General features: G+C 71.8%; 17 protein-coding genes, 1 tRNA gene and 1 pseudogene. 3 read left to right on the top strand and 16 right to left on the bottom strand.

Annotated features, from left to right (window positions below):
- The 5 genes and pseudogenes from UK82_RS36165 to UK82_RS06460 all read right to left on the bottom strand — a co-directional run.
- A pseudogene (locus tag UK82_RS36165) lies at positions 1-474 on the bottom strand (hypothetical protein); the annotation flags it as partial.
- A 555-nt stretch (positions 475-1029) separates the two neighbouring features.
- On the bottom strand, positions 1030-3516 hold the full coding sequence (locus UK82_RS06475) for a mannose-1-phosphate guanyltransferase (RefSeq protein ID WP_044883651.1): 2487 nt from the start codon (positions 3514-3516) through the stop codon (positions 1030-1032).
- Positions 3517-3534: 18 nt separating this feature from the next.
- Positions 3535-4224: a CDP-alcohol phosphatidyltransferase family protein gene (locus tag UK82_RS06470; RefSeq protein WP_044883650.1), complete on the bottom strand. Its 690-nt coding sequence runs from the start codon at positions 4222-4224 to the stop codon at positions 3535-3537.
- Between the two features lie 231 nt (positions 4225-4455).
- Positions 4456-5544 (bottom strand): NlpC/P60 family protein, encoded by a 1089-nt coding sequence (locus UK82_RS06465; protein ID WP_044883649.1) that lies wholly within the window; start codon positions 5542-5544, stop codon positions 4456-4458.
- A 766-nt stretch (positions 5545-6310) separates the two neighbouring features.
- Positions 6311-7297 carry a class F sortase gene (locus UK82_RS06460; protein ID WP_052680942.1) on the bottom strand — a complete coding sequence of 329 codons (987 nt, stop codon included), beginning with the start codon at positions 7295-7297 and terminating at the stop codon, positions 6311-6313.
- A gap of 581 nt (positions 7298-7878) precedes the next feature.
- On the opposite strand from UK82_RS06460, the gene UK82_RS36155 reads away from it, so the two are divergent.
- A partial coding sequence (locus tag UK82_RS36155) for a hypothetical protein (protein ID WP_236705570.1) occupies positions 7879-8315 on the top strand: 437 nt, incomplete at its 5' end.
- Positions 8316-8484: 169 nt separating this feature from the next.
- A tRNA-Pro gene (locus tag UK82_RS06450) sits at positions 8485-8558 on the top strand.
- A gap of 346 nt (positions 8559-8904) precedes the next feature.
- On the opposite strand, the gene pyrF is transcribed toward UK82_RS06450, so the two are convergent.
- The 6 genes from pyrF to UK82_RS06420 form a co-directional block, all read right to left on the bottom strand.
- Positions 8905-9801 (bottom strand): orotidine-5'-phosphate decarboxylase, encoded by an 897-nt coding sequence (gene pyrF, locus UK82_RS06445; protein ID WP_044883696.1) that lies wholly within the window; start codon positions 9799-9801, stop codon positions 8905-8907.
- Positions 9802-10410: 609 nt separating this feature from the next.
- Entirely contained in the window at positions 10411-11235 is an 825-nt protein-coding gene (locus UK82_RS06440) for an ABC transporter ATP-binding protein (protein ID WP_110431416.1), read from the bottom strand.
- 84 nt (positions 11236-11319) lie between these two features.
- Positions 11320-12140: FecCD family ABC transporter permease (locus tag UK82_RS42395; protein ID WP_396230472.1), on the bottom strand; the 821-nt coding region annotated here is incomplete at its 3' end.
- 134 nt (positions 12141-12274) lie between these two features.
- Positions 12275-13222, bottom strand: coding sequence for an iron ABC transporter permease (locus tag UK82_RS06430; protein WP_157871700.1), 948 nt, complete (start codon positions 13220-13222; stop codon positions 12275-12277).
- A 118-nt stretch (positions 13223-13340) separates the two neighbouring features.
- Entirely contained in the window at positions 13341-14672 is a 1332-nt protein-coding gene (locus UK82_RS06425) for a phytanoyl-CoA dioxygenase family protein (RefSeq protein WP_044883645.1), read from the bottom strand.
- A complete protein-coding gene (locus UK82_RS06420) occupies positions 14669-16186 on the bottom strand; it encodes an ABC transporter substrate-binding protein (RefSeq protein WP_128423259.1) in 1518 nt (505 codons plus the stop codon). The genes UK82_RS06425 and UK82_RS06420 overlap by 4 nt, the downstream gene beginning before the upstream one ends.
- A gap of 778 nt (positions 16187-16964) precedes the next feature.
- On the opposite strand from UK82_RS06420, the gene UK82_RS06415 reads away from it, so the two are divergent.
- The gene (locus UK82_RS06415; RefSeq protein ID WP_052680939.1) at positions 16965-17897 is read left to right on the top strand and encodes an alpha/beta hydrolase; all 933 of its coding nucleotides are present in this window, start codon (positions 16965-16967) and stop codon (positions 17895-17897) included.
- 69 nt (positions 17898-17966) lie between these two features.
- Here UK82_RS06415 and der read toward each other — a convergent pair whose 3' ends face one another.
- From der to UK82_RS06390, 5 genes are all read right to left on the bottom strand, one after another.
- Entirely contained in the window at positions 17967-19412 is a 1446-nt protein-coding gene (gene der / locus UK82_RS06410) for a ribosome biogenesis GTPase Der (protein ID WP_052680938.1), read from the bottom strand.
- A gap of 49 nt (positions 19413-19461) precedes the next feature.
- Positions 19462-20238, bottom strand: coding sequence for a 1-acyl-sn-glycerol-3-phosphate acyltransferase (locus UK82_RS06405; RefSeq protein ID WP_044883642.1), 777 nt, complete (start codon positions 20236-20238; stop codon positions 19462-19464).
- The gene (gene cmk, locus UK82_RS06400; RefSeq protein ID WP_044883641.1) at positions 20235-21038 is read right to left on the bottom strand and encodes a (d)CMP kinase; all 804 of its coding nucleotides are present in this window, start codon (positions 21036-21038) and stop codon (positions 20235-20237) included. Before cmk ends, UK82_RS06405 begins: the two co-directional genes overlap by 4 nt.
- Positions 21039-21293: 255 nt before the next feature.
- Positions 21294-22406 carry a prephenate dehydrogenase gene (locus UK82_RS06395; RefSeq protein ID WP_044883640.1) on the bottom strand — a complete coding sequence of 371 codons (1113 nt, stop codon included), beginning with the start codon at positions 22404-22406 and terminating at the stop codon, positions 21294-21296.
- A gap of 378 nt (positions 22407-22784) precedes the next feature.
- A complete protein-coding gene (locus tag UK82_RS06390; protein ID WP_044883639.1) occupies positions 22785-23543 on the bottom strand; it encodes a pseudouridine synthase in 759 nt (252 codons plus the stop codon).
- Between the last annotated feature and the right edge of the window lie 518 nt (positions 23544-24061).

The following is a 24061-nucleotide window of genomic DNA, read 5'->3' as shown; positions in this document are numbered from 1 at the left end:
ACCGGACGCCGACACCCGGGGATCCGCGGCGCCGGAGCCGCCGGCCAGCCGGTCGTTGACGATGATCCGCACGCCGGGGCCCGTCACCGCGGCCGAACCCGTCATGGGACCGAGCGCCGCGACGTCCGCGACGGCGCGAGCCTGGTCGCGCTGGGCGCGGCGGCGCTGTTCGCGGGTCACCGCGAGCTGCGACCGCAGCCGCCCGACCCGGTCCTCGGTGCCCGTCAGGGCCGTGGAGCGCTCGCCGACCTGCGCGCGCAGGATCACCGCGAGCCGGTCTCGGGCGTCGGCGGTCACTGCGGCACGCCGCGCCCCGAGCGCGATCACACCACCGAGCACGGCCAACACCAGGGCCAGGGCCAGGGCTCGCCGCCACCCCCAGCACCCCGCCACCCGGCGCACGCGAGCCGACACGTCGCGAGCCGACACGTCGCGAGCCGGCACGTCGCGAGCCGGCACGTCGCGAGCCGGCACGTCGGTGGATCGCGGGAGTGGGCGATCGAGGAGTGCGGCGAGCTCGGCGGGCAGGGGCTCCAGTGCTCCGGGCAGGCCTCGGGCTGCGGACGTCCCGGGTCGGCCGGCGGGGCAATTCGCCCCTCGCCATGGCCATCCGGTCCGATCCCGCACATTCGGCATTCTGACCGACCGGGAGCTCACCGCCGCCGACCGCGGTGCCACCGCGCGCGCCGTGGCCGGCCGAGAAACCCGTCGACTCGCCGAGTCAGCCTCCAGTAACGGATCGATTACGCAGACGTGCCGAGGGCTGTGTACGATTTTCCAGCCGAAAACCGCGCACAGCCCTCGGCACCATTGCGTCGAATTACCCTGGGCAAGGGTACAGCAGCGCACCGTGCATGGCGGACGGGTGGGATGAGGCGCCGCCGGCACGCAGACGCGGACGGCCCGCGTGGGACGGCCGCGGGAGGCGGCCGCGTGGGAGTCGCGGGGATGGCGGGCACGGGACGACCCGCGGGAGGCGGCCGGTGTGGGAGCCGCGGGAGGCGGCCGGTGTGGAGCCGCGGGGCGGTTCTACGGTGCCTCGACCACTTCGGCCCAGTGGCGCAGGAGCTGGTGGGCCTCGTTCAGGTCGGCCCCCTCGGCCCACAGGTGCGTGACGGCCTCGCTGGGATCGGGCAGCACCAGCACCCAGGAGCCGTCGGGGGAGACGATGCGCACCCCGTCGGTGGTGTCGAGGGTCTGGTCGGCGTCCGGATCGACGGACTCCACGATGCGGCGCATGACCGTGCCCTTCGCCGCCCACGGGGTGGGCACGGAGCGGCGCAGGATGGCGATGGACGGGATCCGGGCGTCGATGGCGGACAGCGTCAGCCGGGTCCGCGCGACGAGGGTCAGCAGCTTCACGAACGCCGCGAGCCCGTCAATGGCGGGGGCGAACTCGCCGACGACGAAGCCGCCCCGGCCGTCGGCGGCAAAGACGACGCCCTCCTCGCGGGCGACGCGGGTCAGCGCCGCCGCCGACAGGGAGGTCCGGCGCACGGTCAGCCCGTGGAAGTGGGTCACCTGGTCGGCCACCCGGGTGGTGGTGACCGGCAGGGCGACCTCGGCGCCCCGGTTCTCGGCGGCCACGAGGTCGAGGAAGACCAGCAGCGCCCGGTCGTCGTCGATGAGGTCGCCGCGCTCGTCGACGATGGCGATGCGCTCGCCGACGTGGTCGAAGCGCACCCCGAAGGCCGCGCCGGAGCTGGCGACCAGGGCGCCGAGCCGGTCGGTCGCCCGCAGGTCGTCGGCGGCGCTGTGGGCCGGGATGATCTCGTCGACCCGCCCGTTGACGGTCAGCACGTCGACGCCGAGCCGGCCGAGCAGGGTGGGCAGCACGAGCGAGGCGGAGCCGCCGGAGGGATCAACGACGATCTTCAGGTCCGCCTCGGCGAGGCCGGCGGTGTCGACCCGGTCGAGCAGGTCCTGGATGTAGAGGTCCAGGGTGCGGGCGGGGAAGCGCAGGTCGCCGATCTCGCCGGGGAAGGCGCGGCGGAAGTCCTGCCGGGAGAAGACCCGGTCGAGCTTGCGCTGGGCGGCCGGGGACAGGTCGTCGCCGTCGGCGTCGAGGAAGAGGATGTCGATGCGTTCCGGGTCGCCGGGGGCGGTGCGCACCATGATCCCGCCGGCCGCGTTGGAGGAACGGACGTCGAACCGGGTGACCGGCATCGGCGACACCTCGAGGTCGCGGATGTTGATGGCCCCGGCGGTCAGCGCGCTGATGACGGCCCGCTTGAGGGCGCGGGCGGCCCGGGAACCGTCGCGCGCCGTGGTGACGGTGGCACCCTTCTTCAGGGTGGTGGCGTAGGCGCCGGCGATGCGGACGACGAGCTCGGGGGTGATCTCGGCGTTGATCAGCCCGGACACGCCGCGCGGGCCGAACAGGGAGCGCTGGCCGCGGGACTCCCAGATGACCGAGGTGTTGACGACCGCGCCGGCCTCGATCGTCTTGAACGGGTAGATCTTCACGTCGTGGGAGACGAACGCCTCCTCCCGCACGACGCACTCGTCGCCGATGACGGCGCCCTCCTCGATCCGGGCCGCCCGCAGCACGTCGGTGCTCTTGCCGATGACGCAGCCGCGCAGGTTGGTCTGCGGGCCGATCAGCGCGTTGTCCTGGACGATCGCCCGGTGCAGGAAGGCACCGCTCTTGACCAGGACGTTGCTGCCGAGCACGGTGAACTCCCGCAGCTCGGCGCCGGCCTCCACCTTGCTGTAGTCGCCGACGACGAGCGGGCCCTTGAGGATGGCGTCGGGATGGACCTCGGCGTCCTCGCCGACCCACACGCCGGGCGAGACCTCGAACCCGTCGATCTCCACGTCGACCTGCCGGTTGAGCACGTCGGCCTGGGCGCGCAGAAAGCTCGCGATGGTGCCGACGTCCTCCCAGTAGCCGGCCGCGACGTAGCCGAACACCGGCGCGCCGGCCTCGACGAGGCGGGGGAAGACGTCGCCGGACCAGTCGACCGCCTCGCCGGGCGGCACGTGCGCGAGGACCTCGGGTTCCATCACGTAGATCCCGGTGTTGACCGTGTCGGAGAAGACCTGCCCCCAGGTCGGCTTCTCCAGGAAACGCTGGATGCGCCCGTCCTCGCCGGTGATGACGATGCCGAACTCCAGCGGGTCGGGCACCGACTTGAGCGCCACGGTGACCAGGGCGCCCTGGCGACGGTGGAAGGCGACGAGGTCGGTGAGGTCGATGTCGGTCAGCGCGTCCCCGCTGATGACGAGGAACGCCTCGTCACGCAGGGCGTCCTCGGCGTTCTTCACGCTGCCGGCGGTGCCCAGCGGGGTCGTCTCCGTCGCGTACGACAGGTGCATGCCGAGCTCGTCGCCGGCGCCGAAGTAGGTGCGGATCATCGAGGCCAGGAACTGGACCGTCACGACCGTCTCATCGAAGCCGTGCCGCTTGAGCAGCCGCAGCACATGCTCCATGATCGGCCGGTTGACGACGGGCAGCAGCGGCTTGGGCAGGTTGGCGGTCAGGGGACGCAGCCGGGTGCCCTCGCCACCCGCCATGACGACGGCTCTCACCGCTTACCTCCCGCTCTCGCCGGCCCCGGGGTGGGCGCCGGTCGGGTCGTGGGCGCCGGTCGGGGGCTGGCCGCCGGTCCGGGTGTGGGCCCGGTAGCGCCGGGCGAGCTGGCCGGCCTGCACGAAGTAGAGCAGGCCGGACCACCAGTACAGGGCAGTACCCCAGATCGCGAACGCCCAGCCGAGCGGGCGGGCCGCGGTCGCCAGCCACGAGTCCCCGGCGGAGAGCAGCAACAACGGGAAGGCGTAGAGCAGGTTGAACGTCGCCGCCTTACCGAGGTAGTGCACGGGCAGGGCGACACCCACGCCGATGCGGCGCAGCAGCGGTGGCAGGGCGAGCAGCGCCACGTCCCGGGCCAGCAGCAGGACGGCGAGCCAGATCGGCACGATGTCGCGCACGGTCAGCGCGATGATCGTGGAGAGGATGTAGAGGCGGTCGGCGAGCGGGTCGAGCAGCACCCCGAGGCGGCTGGTCTGGTTGAGCGCGCGGGCGAGCTTGCCGTCGAGGTAGTCGCTGACCCCGGCGAACGCGAGGATCCCCAGCGCCGCGCCGTCCGCCTCCGGCCCGAGCACCAGCCAGAGAAACACCGGCACTCCGAGCAGCCGCAGCGCCGACAGCGCGTTGGGGATCGTCCACACCCGGTCCGGCGGCGCCGGCTCGGACGCCGTGGGCTGCGGGGTGGGCGCGGTCATGCGACGTCCCTCCTCCACCGGCGCTTCGACCGGCTCGGCGGCAGGTGCCGCGAGGTGCGGTGAGCGGCCGCCCACCGCGCCCGGTGCGCCCGCGGGTCCCGCCGCGGGCACGGCGCCGCCCGGGGCCGCCCGGTCGCGCGCGGGCGCCCGATCGGCAGTCCGGACAGGGCTGACGCTAGCGGATGGCCGTCGCCACCGGACCGTCGGACCCGGCGGCGCCGCCCGGCGCCGTCAGTGGATGCGGCCGACCTTGTAGGTGGAGCTGTAGATGGGACGCAGCGAGACGACGCCGCCGGTCTGCGGCGCGGCCCACATGTAGCCGTTCCCGGCGTAGATGCCGACATGGTAGATGTTGCCCGGGGTGCCGTAGAAGATCAGATCGCCGGGCTGCTTGCCGGACTGCGGCACCTTGGTCGAGACGTTGTACTGCCCCTGCGCGGTGCGCGGCAGGGACCGGCCGAGCTGCTTGAACACGTACTGGACCAGGCCCGAGCAGTCGAAGGAGTAGGGCCCCTCGGCGCCCCACACGTACGGCTTGCCCTTGTTCAGCGAGGCCAGGTAGACGGCCTTCTCGCCGATCGAGCTGCCCGGGATGACCGTGGGGATGGCCTGGTCGATGACCGACCCGGAGCCGGATCCACCGAGGCCGGCCGCGCCGCGCAACGGGCTGGTGATCGTCACGGTGGCGGCGCCGGCGAGAGAGGGCCGCAGCGCGTTCGATCCGTCGAAGACGGCGGTGATGGTCGTGGTGGACAGCAGCCGGGCGGTGATCTGGGCGGTCCCGTTGGCGTCGGTGTGCAGGCGCGTCGAAGTCTGCCACTGCGGCCCGTTCACGACCACGATGCGAACGTCCTGACCCGACAGGGGGGCGCCGCTGTCGGCCTCGGTGGCGCGCACCGTCAGCACGACGGGGGTGTTCGGCGCGACGGCCGACTTGTCCGCGGTGATGGAGACGTTGGTGAAGACCGGGTCGTGGTCGGCGATCGCGGTGGCCAGCGGCGCGAGGGTGCGCGCCCTGGTCAGGTCGCCGACGGCCCCGTGCCCGCCGACCATCGCGGCCTCGTGGATCGGCGTCGCGCCCGCGTCCAGGGAGGCCGCACCGTCGGTCCCGCCGGGCACGGTCGCGGCGAAGGCGGCCGTCGACGCGGCGAGCGTCCCGGTCGTGAACGCGGCGATGGTGGCGGCCCGCCGGGGCGGGGGGGTGGTACGGCGGCGGACCGCGCCGGAGCCTGAGGAGGTATGGGGCGCCGGCGGCCGCTGGCGGCTGCGGACGAACTGTTCCCAGTCCTCCGGCAGCCAGGCCATACCACGACGGGGCAAGGCGTGTCCTTCCCGTGCGCCTACGAGGTGAGCTGCCGGGATTCGGGCCGGGGAGCCCGGTGCCGGCCGCGCGGACCTATCGGCTCCACCCCTGGGAGCGGCGCCGCCTGCGGCAACCGCCTCCAGGACCATGGGTCCCCCGCGCCTGCCCCGACATACTCGGAGGGGTCGCCGAACCGGGGGCAGGACTAGGCGCATCGGTCCGACGGGTATCGCTGTTCGCATGGCACGTAACCAGCACCGCCTATTCCAGGCATCGATGAACGGCCGGAACAGAAGTGCTGTCGATGACCATAATGGACATACCAGCAGGGTCGGCAACCACCCCGAACCCAACGCTCGGACACGCCATCGGAAAGCGCCCGCCCCTCAGCAAGTCGTGCCCCCACGCTCACTTCTCGTGACGACGACCGGGTGGCGGCACCCCTCGACCCGCGCCTTCGTGACAGTCGGCTCGCCACACACAACCCTCCGCCTACCGTTCCGCGCCTCGAGTGACGCTGCGCAGGTGATCCAGCGAGCCACCCCGGGGCAGCCGGAATCGGGGTCCCCACCGGTTCCGCGAACCGCGGGAAAGGCGTCGTTCCGGGACCGGACGGGCGGCACGCCACCCCCTTGCCGGACGCCGTGCGCACAACGAAGGACGGACGTCGCCGCGCGCCGCGCGGCGCGCGGTGAAAAGCGGAACGGTCAGCCGCCGGATCGACCCGGGGGAATTCCCTGACCTACCCGCACAGCCACCACGGGGACGGCCGGCGCCGCCGGATCAGGGAATTCCCTGACCCACGCCCACACCCGCCGCGGGGACGGCCGGCGCCGCCGGGACCGCACCGCGGGTACCCGTCGGGACGGGTACCCCCGCCGCCGGCGGGGCGGCACCCGAACTCGCGCCCGGCGGCACCAACGTGCCAGCGCGCACCGTCGACGGGGGAACGGTCGAAGGGGGAACCGCGGCGGCGCGGGCGGGTGGAACGGCAGCCTGAGCAGGCGGGACGGCGGGCGCACCGGGAGCGGGACCGGCGAAGGTGTCCGCGTGCGCGTAGACCACGACGTTGTTGAGGTAGTGCTTGGTCTTGTGGTCGAAGGCGCCGCCGCAGGTGATCAGGCGCAGCTCCGGACGGGTTACCGGCCCGTAGACCCGCTGGCTCGGGAACGCCGCTTTCGACACGTCCTCCTTGCGGTCGACGATGAACGCCTGGGCGGCTCCGGTCCGCCCGGCGACCTCGATTCGGTCGCCGGGGACGAGCTGGGGCAGGCGGTAGAAGACCGCCGGCCCCGTGGTGGAGTCGTAGTGGCCGACGAGGACAGCCGGCCCGATGCCACCCGGCGCGGGACCGCGGTCGAACCAGCCGACGTCGCCCCACGCCTTCGGCACCGCGATCGAGCCGTCCGGGCTCAGACCGAGATGGGTGATCGGCGCGTCGATCCCGATCCGCCGGATACGCAGCCGGGCGGGATCGTTGATGACAATCACCGGCTGCTCGACCAGCACGGGCGGCAGGCCCGTCGTGGGGCCCGCGGGAGCCGGTGGGGGCGGCGGCGGGACGTCTGGCAGGTCGGCCACCACATCCGTCCCGGAACCGCCGCGGACGGCGTCGAGTGCCGGTTCCGCCAGGCGGAATCCGCTGCCGACAATGAGCACCAGGCCCACGAGGAGCAGCCCGCGCCACAGCAGGGGACGCCGCGCGGCGGCGGCGACGGGGACCGGTCCGATGGCAGGCTTCCGGTGGCCGTCGTTGGTCTCGCCTTCCACAGTCCCTCCCGCCCGGTCCGCGCGCCGCTGGCCGTCTACCGCTCGCGCCGCCGGTTCCGCCTGCACCCCGGCCACAACCCCTTCACTGACCGTTACTGTAGCGAGCAAGCCGACCACAATCGGTGATCCTGCATCGACAACCCGGAGGCCGGCCGCCGGCAGCGCCCGCCATCCCGGTCGAGGGCGGGACAGACCGTGAAATCCAGCCGGCCAGGCGGTTCTCGCGCCGGCCGGACCGGTCGCACCACGCCCGGCCCGCTTGACGCGCATCTCCACACGCAGTCGCTATGGTGTCACTCGCAGTGACATTTTGATCACCGTAAGTGAGAGAGGGGACCAGATGAAGAAGGGTATGGGCCGGAGCGCCGCCGTTCTCGCGATGTCGAGTACAGCGAGCGTCGCCCTCACCTTCGGGCCCGGCCTGGCCGCCGCCCACGCCGTCGACGACAGGAACAACAACAACCGTTGCGACGACAAGAAGGACGACGGTTGGGACATCTTCGGCGACAAGGGCGGCAAGGACGGCAAGGACGGCCGCGACCACAAAGACGGCATCGACAACAAGGACGGCATCGACAACNAGGACGGCGGTAACAGGCTCGACGGCGACAGGCTGGGCCGCGCCGACAACCTCGACGGCAACCGGGACAACGGCAACCGGGACGGCCTGGACGACGGCAAGGACGGCCGGGACCAGGACAAGGACGGCCGGGACCAGGGCAAGGACGGCCGGGACGGCGACTGGTTCAACTGGGATGACAAGGACAAGGACAAGAACCGCGACTGCCCGGTCGGCGTCGGCGCCGGCGTCGTCGCCGGCGTGGGTGTCGGCGGTGTCGGCGGTGTCGGCGGCGCGGGTGTCGGCGGCGTCGGCGGCGGCCCGGGCGGTGTGGCCGCCGGTGGCGGCGGCATGGCCGACCGCGGATCCTCGCCCCTGCTCCCGCTGGCCGGTGCCACCGTCGGCGCCCTGCTGATCGGCGCGGGGGTGGCTCGGCGGCGCGCCCAGGGCGCGGCCTGACCCTTCCCTGTCGCGGCCGACAGCCGCACGGACACCCTCGTGGGTGACGGCCTCGGCCTGGTCCCACGCGGGGCCCGCACACGAGGGTCGGGGGTCGGGGGTCGGGTCGACGCTGACGCGGCCCCCGGTCACCACACCGGGTCGCCGATACGGTAATGTTGCCGTTGTACGGGACGTGGCGCAGCTTGGTAGCGCACCAGACTGGGGGTCTGGGGGTCNCAGGTTCAAATCCTGTCGTCCCGACACGGGTGAGGGGTGAGGTGTGTCTGCGGAGAGCGCAGACCGGGGCCTCACCCTTTATTCATTGCTCGGCTTCGCCTCGCGGGGCTAGGGGGAGCTTCGCTCCACCCTCGCGCTCCCCCTCCCCTGGCGGGATCGGCCGCAGACGATGGTCGGTGGCTTTGGGGGGCGCTCTGCTTCGGCTGATTCTCGGGCCGGCATGTGCGGCAGCCTCGGGGCCGCTCCGTCCCACGGCGACACAAGGCCGCTGAACATCGCCGAAAACGACAGCCCGACCCCCAGCCTGCCAGGCGTGGCACCCTCCTGTAGTCGTCCTGCGTACGACAGGTTTGCGATCAAAGTGGCTGTTTCAGGTGCGGAGTGCGTCGCGAAGGTGCGCCGCGAGGGTCTGGGCGCTGTGTCGCAGACGCGATGGGTCCGGCCCGACGGCGAGCAGCGACCGGGACGCGGAGGCGAGAACGCGATCGGGACAATCGGCGAAGCACGCCGCGACTGTCGCGGGTGTGGCGCCCTGGGCGCCGACTCCCGGTGCGAGGAACAACCCGTTCATCGCGCGGAGATCGAAGTCCGTCGGAGGTCCGTGCGTGGGGCCGAACACCGATCCGATCGGGCCGACGCGGCCAGGCGCGAGGCGGTTGTTCTCGGCGGCGATGTTGGCGACCAGGTGCTGTTCGACCGTCACGGTGTCCGCGTGGCGGGCGCTCTGGAGGGCGCGGCCCTCAGCGTTGGATGACCGGGTGACGACGAACACGCCGGCATCACTGGCCACGGCTCGATCCAGGATCGGTTGCATCGCCGCGAAACCGAGATATGGGGTGACGGTGATCGCATCCACCGGAATCCCCGCGTCAGGTCCAAGGTAGGCCTCGGCGTAGGCCTGACTGGTCGAACCGATATCTCCCCGTTTCGCGTCGAGGAGAACCAGCAGACCCGCGCCGCGGCACGACTCGACGAGGCGGGCCAGGCTACGAATTCCTCGCCAGCCATGCCGTTCGTAGAAGGCGGCCTGGGGCTTCACGACGCCCACCGCCCCCACCGAGGCATCGAGGACGATGTCGACGAAACGCTCCAGACCATCCGGAGTGTCCGGCAGACTCCACCCGGTCAACAGATCACCCGACGGGTCAAGCCCGAAGACGAGCGGTCCATACCTACCCACTGCCGTACGGACCCGATCAGCGAAAGGCGCACTGGACGACCCCGGCAGCCCGAACCCGACCGATCCCGCCTTGGACACCAACGACATGGGCACGATCGTGACCCATTCCGTCCGCACGCGCCAGAGCCGGTCCGCCGCCGTTGGGAGAAGCCCAAGCGGGTAGCCAAGCCGGCGGACAAGTGCGGGCGCCAGCGGAGCCCACGTCCAGGCCGGGCCGACGGGGCGGATGGGGCTGGACATGGGCGGACGGACCGGGCCGACCTTGCAAGGCGTTCACGGACGGCGGCGGACGAACGGTCCGGCTTTGGAGGAGAAGGCGGCCCCAGGACGGACTCTCGGCCTGCCGAGCTGGGACCAGACTGGGACCAGACTGGGACCGCACGCTCTACGCATCGGCTCACGAGGGGCTACATCACGCACGCCTGAGGGTGCACGTGCCCGCGCATATCGTGCAATACATCCGCAGACCGGGGCCTCACCCTTTATTCATTGCTCGGCTTCGCCTCGCGGGGCGAGGGGGAGCTTCGCTCCATCCTCGCGCTCCCCCTTCCCCGGGCGAGATCGGTGGGGACCCGTGGTCGGGGGCCTTCTGGTGGTCCTCGCTTCATCCCCACGGTCTCCCTCCCTGGCGGGATCGGTGGGGATAAGGACGGATGTGATCGAGTAGGTTCGGGGCTTTTGGGATCTCTGCATCTGTTACTTGCGGGCCGCTGGGACTGGCGTGTGTCCGGGGTTGGGTTTCGGGACACACAGGGGGGTTCCCGTGACCGGGTCGTCGATGATCACCGACTGGATTCCGAAGACTTTCTGGACCACGTCGACTGTCACGATCTCCTGTGGCGGGCCGGCGGCGACGATCTGGCCTTCTCGCATGGCGATGAGGTGATGGGAGTAGCGGGCTGCTTGGTTCAGGTCGTGGAGGACCAGGATGACCGTCCGGTTCTGCCGGTCGTTGAGCTCGCGGAGCAGGCCGAGGACCTCGAGCTGGTGCGCGATGTCCAGGAATGTGGTCGGCTCGTCGAGCAGCAGGATCGAGGTGTCCTGCGCGAGCACGAGTGCGATCCATACCCGTTGGCGTTGGCCGCCGGAGAGCTCGTCCACCGGTCGGTCGCGTAGATCGGAGGTGCGGGTGAGTCTCAGCGCCTCCTCGACCGCCTGCTCGTCGGTGACGCTCCATTGCCGACGGAACGTCTGGTGGGGATACCGGCCTCGCGAGACGAGTTCTTCGACGGTGAGGCCTTCGGGAACCGTCGGGCCCTGCGGGAGCAGTCCGAGTCGCTTGGCGATCTCTTTGGAGCGCTGCGCGTGGATCGACTTCCCGTCGAGGAGAACGGTGCCGCTCAGGGGCATCAGCAGCCTGGCGAGTCCGCGGAGCAACGTCGACTTACCGCAACCGTTGGCGCCGACGATCGAGGTGATGAGTCCCGGGGGAAACGTGGTCTGGAGGTCCGTCACGACAGGTGAGCGGCCATACCCCAACGACACATGGTCGACGCCCAGTGCGTGCTCGTTCATCATCATCCCATCCTGGATTCGCCCCTGACCAGCAGGTACAGCAGGTACGGAGCTCCCAGGACGATCGTCACGTAGCCCACGGGAAGCTGNGAGGGCTCGAGGACGCGCTGGGCTGCGTAGTCGGCGAGCAGGAGCAGTAGACCTCCGACACCCATCGCGGTCGGGATGGACGCGACGCTCGCGGTGCCGGTTATCCGACGGGCGATGTGCGGGCTCACGAAGGCCACGAAACCGATCGGACCGGTGACCGACACAGCCACCGCGGCGAGTAACGCGGCGAGGCTGACAGTGGTCAGCTGCAGCCGGCGGATCGGGACACCGAGCGCGGCACCGAGGTCCTCTCCGAGCTGGAGGGTGTTCAACTGGCGGCCGCAGGCGAGGATCGCCGGGGTCAGTAGGGCGAGTGTGCCCGCGGCGATGGCGACTTTGGGCCAGGTGGTCGCGCTCGTGCTTCCAACGAGCCACTGCTCGGCCAGGGCGAGCCGGTCCCGCTCGACCGCGTTCGCCGTCGTGATCAGGTAAGTCACGACCGCGTCGATGAGCGTGTTCAGGCCGATGCCGATGAGGATGAGCCGATACATCGAAAGATCACGCCGCACGCCGAGCACGGCGATGACGAGCAGCGCAGCCATGGCCCCTGCGAACGCCCCGACGGGCAGCATTGCCGTCGGAAGCCCGCGCAGGATCATCCACACGGCGACCACCGCCGACCCCTGGGTGACGCCGATGATGTCGGGTGCGGCCAGGGGATTGCGCGTCAGGGTCTGGAACACCGCGCCGGACAGGGCCAACGCGGCTCCGACGAGCACGCACATCAGCACGCGCGGCAGGCGATGGTCGCGGATGACCAGGATGTCGATGGAGTCGCCGCGGCCGGCAATCGCCTCCACCGTGCGGTTCAGCGGCACCATGTACTCCCCGTACGCGGTGGTGAGAATGACTGCCGCCGTGGTGGCTGCCAGCACCACGAGAAAAAGGATCACCGCACGGGTGCCGACCTGCCGGGAGAACTCCGGCCGGGTGATGCGGACCGGGACCCGCCGCATCACAGGGTCCGTATTCTGCGCCGGCTGACAAGGTAGAGAAACAGGGGGGCGCCGATGGCCGAGATCACCAGTCCGGTCTGGAACTCGGTCGGGCGCTCGATGACCCGTCCGATCACGTCGGTTCCCAGGACGAAGGCCGCTCCGGTGAGCGCGGACAGCGGCAGCAGCCATCGATAGTCGTCGCCGACGATGGTCCGCAGCGCGTTCGGCACCGCAAGGCCCACGAAGGCGATCGGCCCCGCTGCGGCCACCGACGCACCGGCCAGCAGGACAACCGCCACGATGGCCGCCACCTTCGTCACGCCGACCCGTTGTCCCAGGGTTCGCGCGACATCCTCCCCGAGCGACAGGGCATTCAGGGACCGCCCGAGCGTCAGGGCGACGGCCAACCCCAGCGCGACCATGGGCGCGGTTGCGGCGACGACCTTGATACCGCGGCCACCGACGTTCCCGATCACCCAGAACTGAAAGCCTTCCGCCACCTCGGGATTCAGGAACGTGATGATGCCCGTCACCGCGCTGCAGAGCATCGCGGTGATGACGCCGGCCAGCGTGAGGGTGACCGGAGTCGGCCGGCCGCGGGCCAGGACAGATATCACGAACGCCGTGACCGACGCGGCCAGCGCACCGGGAAACGCGAACCACACATACTCCCCGGGCCGCACCGCCCCGAACACACTGATACCGATCACGACGCTCAGCGCGGCACCGGCGTTGATGCCGAAGATACCCGGGTCGGCGAGCGGGTTGCGGGTGAGTCCCTGCACGAGGGTGCCGGCGACCGCGAAGCCGATCCCCACTTCCATGGCCACAAGTACCCGCGGCCCACGGAGGTCGCGGACGATCATGTCCTGTTGCGTGCCCGTGTAGTGAAAGAGGGCGTGGACGAACTGGTCCCAGCCGACCGGAGCGGCGCCCACCCGCAGGCTCACCACGACGGTGAACACGAGCAACACGACGCTTACGACCGCCGTGAGACGACGTCGTAGAGCGAGGTGCGTCGTCGTCACGCCGCTGCCGGTCGACCGAGGTCCAGCGACTGTCGTCATTGTGCAGCGGCTATCGTCATCGATCGATGGTGGCGGAGCCCGCGGTGGCGAGGACGTCCCGGCAGCCCCGCACCGTCGCTCGCCGCCAGCTCCGCCGAATCCCGTCCTCGCCCGGCGGCCGCTGGTGCGCGGACTCCTCGAGATGGTCCAGGCAGGCGAGCTGGGATCGGATCATGCCGGCCAGATCGGCCGAGCCGCCACGCGCGAGGGCGAGGCGCAACGGGACGACCGTCATCAGCTCGGCGACGAGCCGGGTCGGGGTGGCGAGCCATTCCTCGGCGGCCTGCCGGCCTGCTTCGGTGAGGAAGTAGCTGTGCAGGCCCGCGCCGTCGTACCGGGCGGCCCGGTCGGTCCTGGTGATCGCGCCCCGGGCCATCAGGATGTCGACCGCCTGACTGAGGACGTCGGACCGGCTCAGCTGCCCGGGGGACGGCAGCGGAAGATACCGTCCGACCATTCCGGCCGGTGCGAACGCGAACATCAGTTCCCGATACGTCCAGCCGTCGTCCGGTCTGGTCGCCAGCAGGGCCAGAACGCACGACTCGGTGGTGCTCATCGCCTGCGTCCGGTCCCAGGACATTCCCGCTGCCGGCGGCAGCGGGAGGTCCGCGGCCTGCCCCCGGAAGACCACCGCGATCCGCAGATCCGGACCGGTGTTCACCGCGGAGGAATGAACAATGTCCGGTCGGAACAGGACGGCGTCGCCCACCGCGTAGCCCGCCACGTCCCAGCCCTCGTCCGCCACCTGAACGGGTCCGACACCGTGACTGGTCCGGGGATACCGATCCGCGCGTTCCCGGTGTGAACCGGTGTGGAAGGCGAGTGATCCCTCACAGGGCCCGATGTCCGTCAGCGGCACCCAGAGATCGAAGTGATCGCCCGGCCCCCCGATTCCGGCGTCCTGCCAGCCGTCCGCATGACCGATCCATTCCGACCGGTCGGGCGAACTGGCGTCCGGGACCTTCAGGAACGCCGCGGTGTTGGCCCAGAGCAGGCTGGGGCGACCCCACAGGTCCTCGACCACCCGCCGGATATGACCGTCCTGGACCAGGGGCAGGAACACCAGCTCGTCCCGGTACCAGGTGGTCACCCCGGAACCGTTGCGATGGCGCCGGGCGTCCTCGACCCCGCCGGTCCAGCGGACCCGGTCGGCCCCCGCCGGCGACGGCTCGACCAGGCCTTCCGCCTGCAGCGCGGCCACCAGCGGCTGGCGGACCCGCCGGACCAGCTCCGCCGGGAGCACCTGCCGGCCGATCAGCCAGCCGTCGCGCTCCAGCGAACCGTCGCGATCCGGCGAGCCCATCCGCGCCGAGAAGCCGGCCTCGACGCCCGGCGCCTCGATGTTCATCCCACGACCACGGACGCCGCACCCGGTACCAGGGAGCCGGAACCGCCGACCGCGGTCAGCTTCGCGTCGGCGGGCGAGGCCATCAGCGCCTGCGCCAGCTTGGGCGCGACAGGGGCGCAGCCCGTGCTGAAGACCGTGGGCGGAGTCGTCTGGTACTCGGTCTCGGCGGGCGCGAACGTCGCCTTGTCCGCGAGCTTCACGGTGGTTCCGCCCGCGGCTATCTTGATCGTCCCGTCCGGCTTGCTGGTTCCAGGGGTCGGGGACACCGACCAGCAGAGCTTGTTCGCCGCCGGATCCACCGCGAGATGGGCGCGACCGCCGCTCCCCAGCGCGGCGTGGAACTCCTTGACGTGGAACGCGTCGGCGATCTCGTCCAGGAGGAACGAGACGCCGATGGGCCCGGTGTCCGTGAACGACTTCGCGACTGACACATGCCCGCTCTTGACGGCGGGGAGGTTCGCGAACAGCGGATTCGCCTTGAACACATCCAGATCCGAGGAGCTCATGCCCGCCGACTGGACCAGCACACCGTCGACGCCGCTAAGCGCCGGCAGCGTCTCCATGCTCAGATCCGTGCTGTAGCACGGCTTCGGCTTCTTGTCGTCGAGACAGCCCGCGTCATAGTCCGCCGCGGTCGCCTGGTAGTTCTCGATGCCGAGGTCCCGGACGTAGGTCCAGGCCAACGGCAGGTACTTGTTGACCACCTCGTAGGCGCTGGTCGATTCCGTTTCCACCACCGCGAGCGACTTGCCGCGCAGCAGGCCTTTCAGGGCACCTTCCTGCAGGTCGACGGTCGCGGTGATGGCGTGCGCCTTCTCCGTCGCCCCGACCGGACTCGCGGCCGCGTGCAGCCAGTTGCGCCAGGTCGATCCCGCCGATCCGTCCGCACTGATCGGTGGATTCGGCTGAACGAACTCCACCACCTTGCCGACCTTCCCGATCGTCGTCATGACGTCGGGGTCCTCCGCGCCCATGAGGATCACGTCAGGTCGACACTTGGCCAGCGCGTCGATGTTGAAGACCGTGCCGTCGACGCGCTGTCCCAGGTCGATGATCCCGTCCAGGTACTTGGCAAGGAGCGGAACGTATTTCGGACTCGCCCACAGCGAGCAGGCCGGCTTCTCACCGACGGCGATCAGGGTTTCCATGGCGATGGGATTGTCGGTGGCGACACGCTGCTTCGGCGCGGCGGGACTGGCCGAGGCGGAGGTTGCCGGAGACCCGCCGGAACCGGAACTGCCGCACGCGGCCAGGCCGACCGCCATGCCAACGGCGAGAATCGACCATCCACGTCTCCTGAAACTGCCCACTACACGACCCTTCCTGGTGTCGACAGACATCACCTCGGCAGCGCGATGACACGGCCGGCTGTCTGCGGCCGCCGTTGAAAGCGCCACCCGCCCGGGATCCTGAACCTCACGGAAATGCTCCGGCGGCGCGCACTCCCTCCAGAGTGGCCTGATCTTTGATTTCGGGCACGGCGGTAGCCCGCGCGAACTTTGCGACGTGCCCACGGGACGAGGCGAGGCTGAACCCACCAGGATCTCCCGTGATCCTGGGTCGCCACCTGTCCGGGCAACGGAACTGTACTCCCAGCAGAGACGCGGATGCGACGGTTATCAGCAGAATTTTCCGTATCTGCGGCAGCAGTCGACAGATACGACCGTATGGAGTAGGTCTCTCACTTCAGGTCGCCGGGCAGCCAGCCATGCGTCGGACGCCGCGATCCACTACTGGGAATCGCGTCGTTACTCCACGCTCCCGGCAACCGCACTACGCACACTGGCCAGTTACCAGTCCGGCACAGAACTCGGATATGAACTCCGGTGTCCGCCGGAGGCGGAGATTCCCAGCTACACGTGGTGGACGCCCGGCCCACCGCGGTCTCTCTACGACTTTCCGTAATGCCTCGTTCACGTCCGACGCGGTGGTGTCCCGTCGCACCGGTACCGTCCGCACGAGCACGAGGTGGACGACGGGTCGACGCACGGGAGGCCGGCATGCGGTACGGGTGCCCACGGCGCGCAACCAGCCGAGGCGCGGACTCGTGGCGCGGGAACGGCTGGACGGCCAGCTCGGCGACGGCGCCCGGGCCGACAGCCAGGACATCGTGGCCAGTGGCTACGCGGCATACGCGATCGTCCAGCCCTCCTGAACCATCGGCAGCAATGGGCAGCAATGGCAGCGATGGCCGAGACGCCTGTAGAAGAGACAGGTAGCGCCGCTGCCCCGCACGCTCGGCACCGGACCCGGACCCGCTACAGGAGCCGTACCCGCCACAGGAGACAGACCTTGACCACCGGCCCCACCATCGGACTCGGGACCCGCCTCGCCGCCCGCGTCATGCGCGCGGGTTTCACCCTCGTCGGCAGCCCGTCGAAGTCCCTGCGGTTCGCCACCCAGGCGGTCGCCGACCCCGAGACCGTCACGGTGCCGACCCGGCACGGCCCCGTCCGCTGCCTGCTCTACCGGCCGCCCACGGGCACCGGGCCTCGCCCACCCGTGCACGTGCAGCTACACGGCGGCGCGTTCATCGTCCGCAGCCCCGAGCAGGACGACCATGTCTGCCGCTACCTCGCCTCCGACGTCGGCGCCGCGGTCCTCGTCCCCGACTACGACACCGCCCCCAAGGTCGCCTACCCCGTCGCCGAGCACCAGGCGTACGACGTCGCCGCCTGGGCCCACGCCCACGGTGCCGAGCAGGGCTGGGACGGCGGACGGCTGTCCGTCGGTGGCTACAGCGCCGGCGCGAAGCTCGCGATCAACGTCGTCCAGCAGGCCCGCGACGCCGGGGCGTTCCTGCCGGTCGCCCTGGCCGTCGGCTACGGCGTCACCGACGTCGGCCTCGACCCGCACGCCCGCACCTCGCCGAAGAGGCGCCCCGCCATCGGCCCGCGGCTGCTGCGGCTCGTGCAGCACGTCTACTTCCCCGACCCGGCCACCCGCGCCGAACCCCTCGCCTCGCCCGCGCTCGCCCCGGACCTCGCCGGTTTCCCGCCAACCCTGGTCACCACCGGCGGGCTCGACTCCCTCGAAGCTGACGGCCGGATCTTCGCCGAGAAGCTTCGCGCCACCGGGGCCGACGTCACCTATCACTGCTTCCCCGACGTCGACCACGGCTATACCCACAAGCGGCCGGTCGAGACGGCCCGCGAGGCGATCACCGGACTCGGCGACCACCTCGCCCGCGCCTACGCCGCAGCCAACCCGGAAAAGCCTGGCTGAGGCGCCCCGCCGAGCGGCCGACGCGTGCACCGGGCGCCTGTGCCCGCCGGATCAGCCGGATCAGCCGGATCAGCCGGCGGTGGGGCTGCGGCGGTCGCCGCGTTCGCGGACGCGGACGGAGATGGCGATGGGCGAGCCGGCGAAGCCGAAGTCCTCGCGCAGGCGGCGTTCCAGGAAACGGCGGTAGGCCGGCTCCAGGAAGCCGGTGGTGAACACCACGAAGCGCGGGGGACGCACGCCTGCCTGGGTGGCGAACAGGATCTTCGGCACCCGCCCACCGCGCGGGGGCGGCGGGGTGGCGCCGACGACCTCGCCGAGCCAGGCGTTGAGCCGGCCGGTCGGGATCCGGGTGCCCCAGGATTCCAGCGCGGTGCGCAGCGCCGGGGCCAGCCGGTCGGTGGCCCGCCCCGTGCGGGCCGAGACGTTCACCCGCGGGGCCCAGGCGATCCGGCCGAGGTCGCGGTCGATCTCCCGTTCGAGGGTGAGCCGGCGGTCCTCGTCGACGAGGTCCCACTTGTTGAAGGCGAGGACGAGCGCCCGGCCGGCCTCGATCACCATGGTGATGATCCGCTGGTCCTGCTCGGTGAGCGGCTCGTCCGCGGCGAGCAGGACGATGGCGACCTCCGCGGCCTCCAGCGCCCCCGCGGTGCGCAGCGACGAGTAGTACTCGGCGCCGGACGCCTCGCGGATCCGCCGGCGCAGCCCGGCGGTGTCGATGAACATCCACTCCTCGCCGCCGACGGTGACCAGCTCGTCCACCGGATCGCGGGTGGTGCCGGCCACGTCGTGCACGAGCGAGCGGCGGCTGCCGGCGATCTTGTTGAGCAGGCTGGACTTGCCGACGTTGGGCCGGCCGATCAGCGCGACCCGGCGTGGGCCGTCGGTCTCGGTGAAGACCTCGCGCGGTGCCTCGGGCAGCACGGCGAGCACGGCGTCGAGCAGGTCGCCGCTGCCGCGGCCGTGCAGCGCCGAGACGGGGTGGGGCTCGCCGAGCCCGAGCCCCCACAGGGCGGCGGCGTCGGCCTCGAACCGGTTGTCGTCGACCTTGTTCGCGACGAGGATCACCGGCAGGCCGCTGCGGTGCAGCACCCGGGCGACGGCCTCGTCGGCGTCGGTGGCCCCGGTGACCACGTCGACAATGAACAGCACGGCGTCGGCGGTGTCGAGCGCCGCGGCCGCCTGCTCGGAAACCTGCGCGGCGAGCCCGGAGGCGTCGGGCTCCCAACCGCCGGTGTCGACGAGGGTGAACCGGCGCCCGTTCCACACCGCGTCGTAGGCGATGCGGTCGCGGGTCACCCCGGGCACGTCCTCGACCACGGCGGCGCGGCGGCCCAGGATCCGGTTGACCAGCGTCGACTTGCCCACGTTGGGCCGCCCGACGACGGCCACGACCGGCTGGCCGGCGACCGGGCCCAGCTCGCCGGCTCCAAGATCGTCGATTCCAAGGTCGTCGGCTCGAAGGTCGTCGCCGGATGCCGCCTCGGCGCCGTCCATCGCTGCGTCCTGTCTGCTCATCACTGCCATCACTGCCACACCTGTCGTCGGGACCGGTGATCTACGATGATCACGCGGCGGATTCGCCCGGGGAGGCACGGGCGGTCTCGAGATGATCGAGCAGCCGCACCCGGATGTCCTCGGCGACGGCGGCGAGCGCCCGCCGCGAGCGCGGGTTGGCCGGCACGTCGACCTCGAACGGCTTGCCGAAGACCACCCTGACCTGCACCGAGCGACGCGGCCAGCGCGCGCCCTTGGGCAGGGCGTCGCCGGTGTTGATACAGGCTACGGGGAGCACCCGGCAGCGGCCGTGGACGGCGAGGTAGGCGATGCCGTGCTGGACCGCGGCCATCTCCCCGCTGCCCCGGGTGCCCTCCGGGAAGACGCCGATCGCGCCGCCGCGGGACAGCTCGTCGAGCGCGGTGTGCAGCGCCTCGCGGTCGGGGCGCCCCCGGTCGATCGGGATCTGCCCGCTGATCAGCAGCAGGCGGCCGACGATCCGGGTGTACATCTCCGACTTGACCAGGCAGCGCACGGTGCGCGGCGACTCGATCACCACCAGCGGGCCGTCCAGCCAGCTACTGTGGTTGCCCGCGAAGATCAGCGGCTCGTCCACGGGGACGTGCTCGAGCCCCTCCAGGGTCACCCGCATGATCAGTCGGTTGATGATCTGCCGCACCCCGGGCTTGAGCACGCGGTGCGGCAGGTCGTTGTAGACCGGCGAGGCGGCGCCCCGGTGCAGCAGCCCCGTCCCGGAGGCCGGCCGGATGGTCTCCGGCGCCGGCCGGGTGATCTCCGGGGCCGACCGGGTGGTCATCTCGTCCGCGGCCTGTTCGGGGCCCGTCACGTCGTCACGTTCGACGACTGCCCGCAGCGCCGCAGGACCTCGTCGACCACCTCGGGGACGGACAGGGCCGTCGAGTCCAGCACGATCGCCCCCTCGGGGACGGCCAGCGGGTCGGCGGCGCGGCTCGAGTCGAGCGCGTCACGCCGGTCCAGCTCGGCCAGCGTCCGCGCGACGTCGTCGACGCCCTTCTCGCCGAGCTGGCGCGACCGGCGCAGCGCCCGCACCTCCGTCGACGCGGTGAGGAACACCTTGATCTGGGCGTCCGGCGCGACGACGGAACCGATGTCGCGGCCCTCGACGACGATGCCGCCGGGCCGGGTGGCGGCGATCACCTGGCGCTGCTGGGCGACGAGGCGCGCCCGCACCGCGGGCACCGCGGCGATGGCGCTGACCGCGTTGGTGACCGCCCTGGTGCGGATCTCGGCGTCCACGCCGACCCCGTCGACGGCGATCGACGGCTCGTCCGGGTCGGTGCCGACGGAGAGCACGGCCCGCTCGGCGAGTTCCGCGACCGCCTGCGGATCCTCGATGTCGATGCGCCGCTCCAGCGCGAGCTGGGTGACGGCGCGGTACATCGCCCCGGTGTCGAGATAGCGAAGCCCGAGGCGCCGCGCGAGCTCGCGGGCCACCGTGCTCTTTCCCGATCCACCGGGGCCGTCGACCGCCACGATCAGCCCCTCGACCGGGCCGTCGGCAAGCGCGGACGCGCTCCCCTCGGACCCGAGCGGCGCGGACGTTACCTTCACCCCGTCGGCGGCACTCCCGCCCACCGACAGCGCAGACCCGTGCTCGGGCTTCACCCGATTCCTCCGTCCCGGACACCTGAGAATCGTCGGGTCGCGCCCCGCGGACCCCTTCCCGCGCCGCGTCCGCCCCGACCCTCGCCCACCGCGAGGGCGGTAGCCGGCCCGCCGGCCGCGGTCACCGGACGATGAACGTCAGACGACTCCCGGCACGCGAACCGGGCCGAAGGGCGGGCCGGTGGCGTCAACCCGTCGGTCGCACCGCGGCGGGAACCGTCGCGGGCAACCCGGATCAGGCTACTCGGTACCGCATCAGGATCGTCGGTATGCCGTCCATCCGGTGCTTGTGAGCCGGTCGACGAGACTGTCCGCGACCGCCGGATCGACGGCCAGTTCGACGATGCCGGCCGGCGCATCCAGACTGTGCTCGAACGGACCGACATCCTCGATGTTGACGTCCCACGCGCTGATGAGGCCGACGATCGCGGCGAGCTGCCCGGGCCGGTCGTCGAGCACGACGCCGACCCAGCCCCAGGACCGCGCCGTGGCGCCGGCCTTACGCGGCAGCAGCGCGCGGCCCGTGTGCCCGTCCCGCATGAGCCGGGTGACCGCCGCGGTGACCTCGTCGGCGCCGGCCGCGTCGAGGACGTCGGCCAGCGCGGTCAGCCGGGAGCCGAGGTCGCGCACCCGCCGGGCGATCGGCCCCCGGTTGCCCTCGACGATCCCCGCCCACAGCTCGGCGTCGCTGTCGGCGAGCCGGGTGGTGTCCCGGAACCCCTGACCGGCGAGCGGCACCTCCCCCGGCGAGAGCCCCACCAGCACCCCGGCGAGCGCGCTGGCGACGAGCTGGGGCACGTGCGAGACGGTCGCCATCGCCTCGTCGTGACGCTGCGGCGTGGTCCGCACGGGGGTGGCGCCGCAGGCCAGGGCCAGCGCCACGGTGGCATGCAGGGCGGCGGCGCCGGTGTGCGGGACCGGGCAGATGGCCCACACCCGCTCGGCGAACAGGTCGGCGCGCGCCGAGACCGCGCCGTGCCGCTCCCGCCCGGCGATGGGATGCGCCGGGCACCACGTCGACAGGTCGCAGCCGAGCTGGACGCCCTCGACCAGCGGGCGGACCTTGACGCTGCCGGCGTCGCTGACCGTGTCGGCGAGCCCGGCGCGGGCCAGCGCCCGGACCTCGCCCGGGATCGTCGGCAGCGGGGTGGCGACGATGGCGTGCTCGACCCGCTCCCCCGCCCAGGGGTGCCCCGCGCCCATCTTCGCGGCGATGGCGACCTGAGCCTCGTCGGCGTCGCGGAGCAGGACCTCCACGCCCTGCGCGGACAGCGCCAGCCCGATGCTGGTGCCGATGAGACCCGTGCCGACCACACCGACCCGGCGCAGCCGCGGCAACTGGGCATCGTCCCAGCCCGATCCGACCATGACCGACAGCCTATGGCGACATCTTTCGACACACTCGCCGTGCTCGGGCCTGTGGCGCTCCTTGTCGACAGCCGGCGCCGAGGTGTGTCGCTGCGAGCAGGCCCTCGGTCGGTGGCCGTGGAGATCTGGTCAGACGACCGGGGTCGCCTCGGCTCCCGGCGTGGTGCCCACTGGCCGCCCTACACGTCTGTGGCTTTCCGTAACTATCCATGCACACAATCATGCCGAGGCTTGGGTACGGTTTTTCGGAAAAACGTACCCAAGCCTCGGCACGATCTGGCCGCAATCTGGCCGGAGCCGGGCAGCCGGTAACTCTGCGGCGCCACAGGGTTGATAGAGGAGCGACCCGAGGTGACTGAGGCGGATTCCGTTACTCGGCTACAGGCCGACGTTGCGGTAGAGGGCGCCGATCTCGCCGCGGGTGAGATGGCGGGCTCGGCCGGAGCGCAGGGTGCCGAGGTAGACCGCGCCGAGCCGGGTGCGGACGAGCCGGTGCACCGGGTAACCGACGGTCTCCATCATCCGGCGGACGATGCGATTGCGACCCTCGTGCACGACGATCTCCAGCATCACCCGACCGTTCGCCTGATCGACGATCTGCACCGAGTCCGCCCGCGCCAGCCCGTCGTCGAGCTCGACGCCGGCGCGCAGCGTGCGCGGTACCTCGCGGCGCAGCGGCCCGGAGACCTCGACCAGGTAGGACTTGGGCACCTCGTAGGAGGGATGGGTCAGGCGGTGGGCGAGCTCGCCGTCGTTGGTGACCAGCAGCAGCCCCTCGCTGTCGCCGTCGAGGCGGCCGACGTGGAACAGCCCGCCGCCGAACTCGGTGAGCAGGTCGGCGATGGTGGGCCGGCCGCGGTCGTCGGACATGGCCGACAGCACCCCGCGCGGCTTGTTCAGCGCCAGGTGGACCAGGCCGGTGCGCGTGACGATCCGGTCGCCGTCGACCTCGATGATCGCGGTCTCCGGGTTGACGCGGCGGCCCTGCTCGCGCACGACGACACCGTCCACGCTGACCCGGCCGTCGGCGATGAGCTCCTCGCCACGCCGGCGGGAACCGATGCCGGCCGCAGCGAGCACCTTCTGCAGCCGAATGCCCTCGTCCGCGGCGGAAGCCGGGTCCCGCGGCGCCCGCACGGGACGCTCCTCTCGAGCCGGCCCCGCTTCCCGGGCCGGCCGAGCCTCCCCGCGGGCAGGACGCGCCTCCCAGGTGGGCCGAGCCTCCCCACGAACGGGACGAGCCTCCCCACGGACAGGCCGAGCGTCTCCCCGGACAGGCCGAACGTCCCCACGAGCCGGACGGCCCTCCCCACGAACGGGACGGCCCTCCCCACGGACCGGCCGAGCCTCCCCACGGACGGGGCGAGCATCCCCACGANTCCCCACGGGCCGCCGGACGGCCCTCCCCGCGAACGGGCCGAGCGTCTCCCCGGACAGGCCGAGCGTCCCCACGAGCCGGACGGCCCTCCCCACGTGCGGGACGGCCCTCCCCACGAGCCGGCCGAGCCTCCCATGTTGGCCGAGCCTCCCCACGAACGGGACGGCCCTCTCCGCGGGCGGGTCGAGCCTCCCCGCTGCTGGGCCGAACCTCCCCACGGGCAGGACGCGCCTCCCCACGGGCAGGGCGAACCTCCCCACGGGCAGGCCGAGCCTCT

The organism is Frankia sp. ACN1ag, assembly GCF_001414035.1.
GTDB classification, from domain to species: domain Bacteria; phylum Actinomycetota; class Actinomycetes; order Frankiales; family Frankiaceae; genus Frankia; species Frankia torreyi.
The sequence above is the reverse complement of the archived record's forward strand: the minus strand, read 5'-3'. Positions and strand labels throughout refer to the sequence as shown.